The organism is Tardiphaga sp. (assembly GCF_025356345.1).
Lineage (GTDB): Bacteria > Pseudomonadota > Alphaproteobacteria > Rhizobiales > Xanthobacteraceae > Tardiphaga.
Map to the genome: position 1 here is coordinate 1 of NZ_JANXTC010000055.1, position 8,757 is coordinate 8,757.

Below are 8,757 nucleotides of genomic sequence, written 5' to 3' on the forward strand. Positions count from 1 at the left end.
CCTGAGCCGGGCCGCCGAGCGCCTCAACATGGCGCTGTCGGCGGCGAGCCGGCGATTAAAGCTGTTCGAGGAGGAGATCGGCGCGCCGCTGGTGCGGCGGCTGCCACACGGGCTGGAATTGACCACCGCGGGGATTACCGCCGAGCGCTATGCGCAATCGGTGTTGCGGATGGCCGATCAGCTTGCTGTCAACATGGAGGAGCACCGTTCCGGCGTGCGCGGCCGGATTCGCGTCAGCGCGTCGAGCTCGGCGCTGGTGCAGAAGCTCGCCGGCGACCTCGCTCATTTCGCGCGCGAAAATCCCGAGATCAAGATCGACCTGGAGGAGCGGCCCACCGCCGAGACCATCGAGGCGCTGGTGCGCCAGCAGGCCGATGTCGGCGTCATCGTGCGCGGTCCGATGAACCATGGATTCGAGGCCTTTCCCTACGCCCGCGATCGGCTGGCGGTGGCGGTGTTCGAGGGGCATCGGCTGTCGGACCGCGCCAGCCTGACCTTTGCCGATATTTTTGACGAGGAATTTGTCGCGCTCGACACCGGCACCGCGGTGCACCGGCTGATCGCTGGCAAGGCGCGTGAGGCTGGCCGTATCCTCAATAATCGCGTTCAGGTTCGCACCTTCGACGTGATGTGCCAGATGGTGCAGCACCAGCTCGGCATCGGCATCCTGCCGGAAACCGCGCTGCGGCCGATCGCCGACGCGCTGGGGTTGAAGCTGATCACGCTCGACGAGACATGGGCGGCGCGCGACATCGACGTCATCGTGCCGGCCAGTGTCGCGCTCGACCCGCCCACCGCGCGGCTGATCAACCGGTTATTGTCCGTTTCTGATTTCGATTAAATAGAAACCAGCCTACATGTTTTTCCAATCCACGAAATCACAAAACTGACATAGCCTCTTGGCGAAGGGGATCAGCTTGGTCGTGGAAGTTGCAGCAGAATCAGAGGATGCCGCGAGGCGTGCCATCGCATGGGCGCGCCAGCTGAACCCGCAATTGCGGGCCTTTGTCGAGATTTTCGAGCGGGCGGCCAAGGCTCAGTCCGGTCCGCTGGGCGGTATGCCGTTCGCCGTGAAGGATCTGCTCGATGTCGCCGGACGGGCGCCGACGCTGGGTCTGGCGCGGGCGCCCGGCGCGATTCCGGCGAACACGGCGCCGGTGGTCGAAACGCTGCGTGCGCTGGGCGGTCGCCTGATCGGCTTCACCGCGATGACGCCGCTGGCCTATGAGCCGTCCGGGGCCAATGCGCTGCGGGGGCGTCCGGTCAATCCGTGGAGTGCCGATCATATTTGCGGCGGGTCGTCGTCCGGCTCGGCGGTGGCCGTGGCCGCCGGCATCGTGCCGGTGGCGCTGGGCTCCGACACCGGCGGTTCGCTGCGGATTCCGGCGCAATGCTGCGGCGTCACGGCCTGGAAGCCGACCCGGGATCTGGTGCCGCTGGGCGGCGCCATGGCGCTGGCGCCGTCGCTCGACACGATCGGCTTTCTCGCCCGCGGCGCGGCGGATCTGATCGCGATCGCGGAGGCCTTTTCCGGCGCCAACCGGGGCTCCCCGATCACCCGGCTGGCGGTGGCGCGCGACGTGATCGGCGATTGCGACCGCTGCATCGATCGCGGCGTGGGAAACGTCGAAATGGCGTTGCAAGCGCAGGGAATTCACCTCAGCGAGACCCGGCTCGCGGCGCTGATCGCGGCCTGCGACGCGCCGGTGATGACGCTGATGCAAGGCGAGGCGGCGCGCGCGCACCAGGCGCTGATCGCCACCGGCGGCCTGCCGGCGACGCTGGCGACCCGGCTCGGCAAGGGGCAGTCGATCGACGACACCCAGCTCGGCGAGGCGCGGCGCTTGTTGGCTGAACTTGCACAGGATGCCCTCGATGCTGCGTTCGATGCGGCCGACGCGATCCTGCTGCCGGTGATGCGGATCCGCACGCCGACGGTGGCGGTGTGCGAGCCGGGCTCGCTGACCTTCTCGGCGCGCACGCTGTACGAACTGTCCGCGCTGACCCGCTGGGTCAACGGGCTCGGACTGCCGGCCATCGCCATTCCCTGCGGCTTCGACCATGATGGCCTGCCGATGGCGGTGCAGATCGTCGGCCGCCCGAATCGCGACGTGGCCCTGCTGAAATTCGCGGCCGCGCTGCAGAGCCGCACCGACTGGCACGGCCGCACGCCCGCCGGGATCGCCCAACCTACTGGAGAATTCGCATGACGTCCGCCGCGCGCTGCCCAGCGCTATCGCACCTGCGCGTGCTGGATCTGACCCGGGTCCGCGCTGGCCCGACCTGTTGCCGGGTGCTCGCCGATTTCGGCGCCGACGTGATCAAGATCGAGGCCCCCGACGGCATCGATCCCAATGAAAGCATGTCCGGCGCGCGGCTCGGCTACGACATGCAGAACCTGCATCGCAACAAGCGCTCGCTGACGCTCAATTTGAAAAAGGCCGAAGGGCTCGCGGTTTTCCTGAAGCTGGTCGCTACCGCGGATGTGGTGGTCGAGAATTATCGCCCCGACGTCAAGGAGCGGCTCGGCATCGGCTATGAAGCGTTGCGTGCCATCAATCCGCGCATCATCCTGGCCTCGATCTCCGGCTTCGGCCAGGACGGTCCGTACCAGAAGCGCGCCGGTTTCGATCAGATCGCGCAGGGCATGGGCGGGCTGATGTGGATCACCGGCCTGCCGGATCAGGGCCCGGTGCGCGCTGGCATCGCGGTCGCGGATTCCACCGCGGGACTGTATGCCGCGACCGGCATTCTGGTGGCGCTGGCCGAACGCGAAAAATCCGGACTGGGGCAGTGGGTGCAGACCTCGCTGCTTGAGGCGCAGATTGCGATCTGCGATTTCCAGGCGGCGCGCTATCTGGTCGATGGCGTCGTGCCACCGCAGGCCGGCAACGACCATCCCTATTCGACGCCGATGGGGGTGATGCAGACCAGCGACGGTTTCATCAACATCGGGGTTGGCGGCGATGGACAGTGGCAATCGCTGTGTCAGGCGCTCGAGCTTCCCGGCCTCGCCACGCATCCCGCCTATGCCACGCCGGACGATCGCTTCCGCAACCGGCCGGCATTGATGCAGTTGCTGGCGCCGTTCTTCCTTGGCGACAGCTCCGCCAATCTGCTGGCCAAACTGGAACGTCACAGCGTACCGGCCGGCCCGATCTATCATATGGACGAGGTGTTCGCCGATCCGCAGGTTCGTCACCTCGGGATCGCGCAAACAGTGCATCATCCGCTGCGCGGCGATATTGCTTTGGTCGGCCAGCCGGTCGGGTTGTCGCGGACGCCGGCCTCGATCAGGACGGCGATCCCGGACAAGGGCGAGCATTCCGACGCGGTGCTTGCGGAAGCCGGCCTGCGCGGTGACGAGATCGCCGCGTTGCGGCAAAACGGGGTGATCTGACATGAGCAAACCATCCACCGGCACTCCCTGGGTTCGCTACGAGGCGGTGGACGGGGTCGCCACGCTGACCATCGATCAGCCCGCCCGGATGAATGCGATGACCCTGGACATGTGGTTGAGCGTGCCCGAGCTGATCGCACGGGCCGAGGCTGACGCGAGCGTGCGCGTGATTGCCATCACCGGAGTCGGTGATCGGGCGTTCTCCGCCGGCGCGGATATTTCGGAATTTGCCGAGAAGCGCAGCGGCGACGCCGCCGTGGCGGCCTATGATCATGCGGTCGCCGCGGCCGACGACGCGCTCGGCCATGCCGGCAAGCCGACGGTAGCGGTGATCGCCGGCACGTGTTTCGGCGGCGGGATGGGCATTGCGATGCATTGCAACCTGCGCATTGCCGCCTCGCATAGTCGCTTTCGCATTCCGGCCGCGCGGCTCGGCCTTGGCTACGGCTATGCCATCATCGATCTGATGGTGCGCAAGCTCGGCATGGGGCCGGTCGCGGACCTGCTGTTCAGCGCGCGGATCGTGGACGCGACCGAGGCGTTCCGGCTCGGCATGGTCAACCAGATGTTCGAACATGACAGCTTCCGTGCCGAGGCCGCCGCCTATCTGGCCCGCATCGCGGGCAACGCGCCATTGACGCTGCGCGCCATCAAGGGCGCGCTGGTCGAGATCACAAAACCCGATTTCGAACGCGATGTTGGCGCGGTTGATGCATTGGTGGACGCGTGTTTCAAAAGCGCGGACTATCGGGAAGGCCAGGCGGCCTTCCGGGAAAAAAGGGATCCTGTGTTCAAGGGCACGTGATCGCGGCAATGGACGGCCTGTCGTCCTGATGGAGAAGTGAACATGACGCGTCGCATCGTTTTGGCCGGGCTTTCGGCCCTGGGATTGCTGGCCGTGTTGCCAGCCACAGCCATGGCGCAGGCCACGCCAGTCACGCTGACCGTCGGCTATCAGAAGGTCGGCCATCTCGCGCCAATCGTGCTGATCGCCGATGACCTCAAGAAAGAGGGGGTCGAGATCAAGCTGGTCGAATTCGCGCGTTACGCCGATGCGCGCACCGCGTTGCTGGCCGGTTCGCTCGATGTCGCCTCGGTCGGCCCCGCCGATCTCGCCATCTCGATCGCCAACGGCTCGTCCAACATGGTCGGTATCATGGGCGTCGGCGGTTCGCCGAAATATCTGATCGCCGGCAAGGGCAAGAAATTCGACAGCTGGGACGATATCAAGGGCAAGAAGATCGCGATCGCGCCGGGCTCGGCGGTCTGGTTTCAGTTCGCCGCGACCCTGATCGAGAAGGGTATTCCGTACAACTCGTTCACCGCCGTGAACATCCAGGGCGGCGGCGCCAATTTCGATCAGGCGCTGGAGAAGGGCGAGGTTGATGCGATCGCTACCTGGGAGCCGTTCGAGTCGATCCCGGTCATGAAGGGCTATGGTGAATTCGCCAAGAATCTCGACTACTCGATTTCCAAATCGGTTGGCGCCGAACTCGGCATGCTGGTCGCGAACAAGGCAGCGGTGACCGGCAAGCGCGAAGCCGTGCAGAAATACGTCACCGCCTATGTCGCGAAGATGAAGGAGCTGGAGGCTTCCAAGCCGAAATTCGGCGCCGCGATTTCGACGCTGACCGGGCTCGAGGCCGACGTCGCGCTGAAGGTGGCGGAAGTGATTGAACTCGGTCCGGTGATCAGCCCGGAGCAGATCAAGGCGCAGGCCAAGGCGTTCAACGAGCTCGGCGTGATCCCGAAGGATGTGTCCGGCGAAATCGACAAATACTGGGACGGCTCGTTCCTCGCCACCGCGATGAAAAAATAACGAACAGGCGCGCCACTTCGGCGCGCCTTTCTCCCGACGACAGGAAGGCCCCCGCCACCCATGAGCATGACTCTCGGCAAAAGCGATGTGGTTCGCCCCGTGCGCAGGAAAAGCGCACCGGCGACCCGCTTCATGTCGTCGCGGATCGGCAAGACGGTGCTCGCCGTGCTGCTGCCGGTGCTGCTGGTGGCGCTGTGGCAACTGGCGGGCACCGACGGATCGCTGGCCGGCGGCGCGCTGCCGACGCCGGACCGGGTCTGGAAGGCGTGGCTGATCTGGGCGTTCGGCACGCCCGGCCCGATGACGCTGTCGCCCTATGTCGGCAATTGGGCCGAGGCGGTGATGTTCTCGATGGAACGGGTCGGCAAGGGCTTTGCGCTGGCGATCGTGCTCGGCGTGCCGCTCGGCATCATCATTGGCTGGTCGAAGCTGGTCGCGGCGATGGTCGATCCGACCATCCAGTGGCTGCGCCCGGTGCCGATCACCTCCTGGCTGCCGATCTCGATCGCGGTGTTCGGCATCAGCGATTTCGGGGCGGTGTTCCTGATCACGATCGGCGCGTTCTATCCGATCGTCATCAACACCACGCAGGGCGCGCGCGACGTCGACAAGAACTGGATTCGCGCCGCACTGATGATGGGCGCCGGCCCGTGGGACGTGATGCGACGCGTGGTGCTGCCGGCGGCCATGCCGGCGATCTTCACCGGGCTGCGGATCGGGCTCGGCATCGGCTGGACCGCGGTGATCGTGTCGGAAATGGTCGCGGTGAAATCCGGCCTCGGTTATGTGCTGTGGGATGCCTATTACGTCGGCCGGATGGACATCGTGATCGCCGACATGGTGTCGATCGGGCTGTTCGGATTCCTGTCCGACTGGGCGATCGTGCGGCTTGAACTATGGGCGCTGCGCTGGCGCCGCCTGCAATCCTTCAATCAGTAGGCCAGCATCATGGGCACGATCAATTTCACTTCCGCGTCAAAAACCTATCCCGGCGCCACCGGCGTGCGCGCGCTCGACGACGTCAATTTCAGCATCGGTGAGGGCGAGTTCGTGGCTTTGCTCGGCCCTTCCGGCTGCGGCAAGTCGACCTTGCTGAACCTCGTCGCCGGCTTCGAGGACCTCACCGAAGGCTCGATGACGTTCAACGATCATGCCGTCACCCGGCCGGGGCCGGACCGCGGCGTCGTGTTCCAGGAGGCCTCGTTGCTGCCCTGGTTGTCGGTGTGGGAGAACGTCGTGTTCGGCCCGCAGGTGCAGAAGATCGCCAAATCCGACTACGAGCCGCGCGCCCGCGAAATGCTCAAGATCGTCGGGCTGGAGAATTTCCATGCCGCGCTGCCGGTGCAATTGTCCGGCGGCATGCGGCAGCGGGTCGGCATTGCGCGTGCGCTGGTGATGCAGCCGAAGGCGTTGCTGATGGACGAGCCGTTTGGGGCACTGGACGCGCAGACCAGGCTGTCGATGCAGCAATTGCTGCTCGACGTCTGGCAGACGCTGAAGACCACGGTGCTGTTCGTCACCCATGACATCGACGAGGCGATCCTGCTCGCCGACCGCGTCTGCGTGATGACCGCGCGGCCCGGCCGCATCACCCGCGATATTCCCATTACCCTGCGCCGGCCGCGCTCGATCGATGACCTGACCTCGTCGGACTTCACGCAGTTCAAGGCCATGATCATGGCCGAGATGCGCGGCGCGCACGACAACCACTGACCGGAAACAACAAGATGACCAATCCGCGCATTCCCTACCGATTGTCCTCGGCGCGTCCGAAACTGCCGGATTTCCAGGACAAGAAGATCCTGGTCCACTTCGTCGTCAATGTGGAGCACTGGCAGTTCGAGAGCGCGATGCCGCGCACCATCATCACGCCGCCACATGGCAAGGAGACGATTCCGGACGTGCCGAATTTTTCCTGGGCGGATTACGGCATGCGCGCCGGCATGCCGCGCCTGCTCGAACTGCTCGACGGCATCCCGGCCTCGACTTCGATCAATGCCGGCGTCATCGACGCCTATCCGTCGGCCGCCGAGGCGATGCTGAAGGCCGGCTGGGAATTCATCGGCCACGGCATGCACCAGAAGGCCACCAACCATGTCGAGGGCGGCGAGGAGCAACTGATCACCGCCTGTCTCGACAAGATCGAGAAATTCACCGGGGCGCGGCCGCGCGGCTGGCTGTCACCGGGCCTGCGCGAAACCGTCGACTCGCCGGACCTGATGAAGAAAGCCGGCCTCGATTATGTCTGCGACTGGGTGGTCGATGATCTGCCGTCGTGGATGACCACCAAGCACGGCCCGCTGCTGGCAATGCCGTATAATCTCGAGGTCAACGATTCGATCATCTACGCCGTCGAACGTCACGCCACCGGCGAGATGCTGAAGCGGCTATTGCATACGCTGCGCCGCTTCGAGACCGAGACCTCGGATAATCCGCGCGTGCTGGCGATCGGGCTGCATCCGCATCTGATCTCGGTGCCGCACCGGATTCATGAATTGGACGGCATGATCGAATTGCTGCGCGCCTCCGACCAGACCGTGTTCACCACCGGCAGTGCGATCTGCGACTGGTTCTCCGCCGCCCAAACCCCGGAAGCATGACCATGGATCTCGATCTCACAGGCAAAAGCGTTCTCATCACCGGCGGCTCCAAGGGCATCGGCCTGGCCTGCGCCACGGTATTCCTGCAAGAGGGTTGCTCGGTCGTTCTGGTATCGCGCGACGCCGCGGTGCTGGAGACGGCGGCGGCCAGTTTGAAACATCTCGGCCCGGTTGCGACCTGCGCGGCGGACCTGTCGCAGGGCAACGAGCGCGAGCGGCTGCACAGCCTGCATCCCGACGTCGACATCCTGGTCAACAATGCCGGCGCGATTCCCGGCGGCGGGCTGCTCGATCTGACCATGGAGCGCTGGACCGAGGCGTGGTCGCTGAAGGTGATGGGCTACATTCACCTGACCCAGCTTTACCTCGGCGCGATGAAGGCCAGGAGCGCCGGCACCATCGTCAACATCATCGGCGCGGCGGGGCGCTCGCCGCGCTATGATTACCTCTGCGGTGCCACCGGCAACGCCGCGCTGATGGCCTTTACCAGCGCCGTCGGCGGCAAGTCCGGCGATTGGGGGGTGCGCTGCTTCGGCATCAACCCCGCGGCGACCCGGACCGACCGCATGATCACGCTGGCCAAGACCAAGGCCAAAACCGCTTACGGCGACGAAAGCCGCTGGGAAGAGACGTTGAAAGGCCTGCCGCTCGGCCGGGCCATCGATCCGCTCGAAATCGCCCGCAGCGCGGCGTTTCTGGCGTCGCCGGCCTGTGGTTACGTCAACGGCACGGTGCTGGACGTCGATGGCGGCATGGCGTTCCGGGGGTAGGGACGGGCATAATCGGGCTCCGGTCTAACCCCGTCATTGCGAGTTCGGCACCGGCCTTTTTGGCCGATCCTGAGATATGAAAAGATAGGGTTCGTGTCCCGGACGCGGTGCGGCATTCTTATGCCGCTCCGCAGAGCCGGGACCGCATCAGGCGACCGCGTTTCTGGC

Annotated in this window: 9 protein-coding genes; all 9 read left to right on the forward strand. The window is 65.4% G+C overall.

Features of this window, described 5'->3' with window-relative positions; genetic code table 11:
* The coding region (locus Q0S16_RS02865) for a LysR substrate-binding domain-containing protein (protein WP_295844817.1) at positions 1–841 on the forward strand (841 nt) is incomplete at its 5' end.
* An 82-nt stretch (positions 842–923) separates the two neighbouring features.
* Positions 924–2,210, forward strand: a complete 1,287-nt coding sequence (locus Q0S16_RS02870; protein ID WP_295844819.1) for an amidase — start codon at positions 924–926, stop codon at positions 2,208–2,210.
* Entirely contained in the window at positions 2,207–3,400 is a 1,194-nt protein-coding gene (locus tag Q0S16_RS02875) for a CaiB/BaiF CoA-transferase family protein (RefSeq protein WP_295844820.1), read from the forward strand. The genes Q0S16_RS02870 and Q0S16_RS02875 overlap by 4 nt, the downstream gene beginning before the upstream one ends.
* A gap of 1 nt (position 3,401) precedes the next feature.
* Positions 3,402–4,205 (forward strand): enoyl-CoA hydratase, encoded by an 804-nt coding sequence (locus Q0S16_RS02880; RefSeq protein ID WP_295844822.1) that lies wholly within the window; start codon positions 3,402–3,404, stop codon positions 4,203–4,205.
* 42 nt (positions 4,206–4,247) lie between these two features.
* Positions 4,248–5,219, forward strand: coding sequence for an ABC transporter substrate-binding protein (locus Q0S16_RS02885; protein ID WP_295844825.1), 972 nt, complete (start codon positions 4,248–4,250; stop codon positions 5,217–5,219).
* Positions 5,220–5,279: 60 nt separating this feature from the next.
* The gene (locus Q0S16_RS02890; protein WP_295844828.1) at positions 5,280–6,158 is read left to right on the forward strand and encodes an ABC transporter permease; all 879 of its coding nucleotides are present in this window, start codon (positions 5,280–5,282) and stop codon (positions 6,156–6,158) included.
* Between the two features lie 9 nt (positions 6,159–6,167).
* Positions 6,168–6,932, forward strand: a complete 765-nt coding sequence (locus tag Q0S16_RS02895; RefSeq protein ID WP_295844830.1) for an ABC transporter ATP-binding protein — start codon at positions 6,168–6,170, stop codon at positions 6,930–6,932.
* A gap of 14 nt (positions 6,933–6,946) precedes the next feature.
* A complete protein-coding gene (locus tag Q0S16_RS02900; protein ID WP_295844833.1) occupies positions 6,947–7,819 on the forward strand; it encodes a polysaccharide deacetylase family protein in 873 nt (290 codons plus the stop codon).
* 2 nt (positions 7,820–7,821) lie between these two features.
* Complete coding sequence (locus Q0S16_RS02905) at positions 7,822–8,589, forward strand: SDR family oxidoreductase (protein WP_295844836.1); 768 nt, start codon at positions 7,822–7,824, stop codon at positions 8,587–8,589.
* The last annotated feature ends 168 nt before the right edge of the window (positions 8,590–8,757 follow it).

Excerpts from the sequence above, each read along its gene's own strand:
- Q0S16_RS02885 (WP_295844825.1), top strand. The coding sequence starts at position 4,248 with ATGACGCGTCGCATCGTTTTGGCCGGGCTTTCGGCCCTGGGATTGCTG.
- Q0S16_RS02875 (WP_295844820.1), top strand. The coding sequence starts at position 2,207 with ATGACGTCCGCCGCGCGCTGCCCAGCGCTATCGCACCTGCGCGTGCTG.
- Q0S16_RS02905 (WP_295844836.1), top strand. The coding sequence starts at position 7,822 with ATGGATCTCGATCTCACAGGCAAAAGCGTTCTCATCACCGGCGGCTCC.
- Q0S16_RS02900 (WP_295844833.1), top strand. The coding sequence starts at position 6,947 with ATGACCAATCCGCGCATTCCCTACCGATTGTCCTCGGCGCGTCCGAAA.
- Q0S16_RS02890 (WP_295844828.1), top strand. The coding sequence starts at position 5,280 with ATGAGCATGACTCTCGGCAAAAGCGATGTGGTTCGCCCCGTGCGCAGG.
- Q0S16_RS02880 (WP_295844822.1), top strand. The coding sequence starts at position 3,402 with ATGAGCAAACCATCCACCGGCACTCCCTGGGTTCGCTACGAGGCGGTG.
- Q0S16_RS02895 (WP_295844830.1), top strand. The coding sequence starts at position 6,168 with ATGGGCACGATCAATTTCACTTCCGCGTCAAAAACCTATCCCGGCGCC.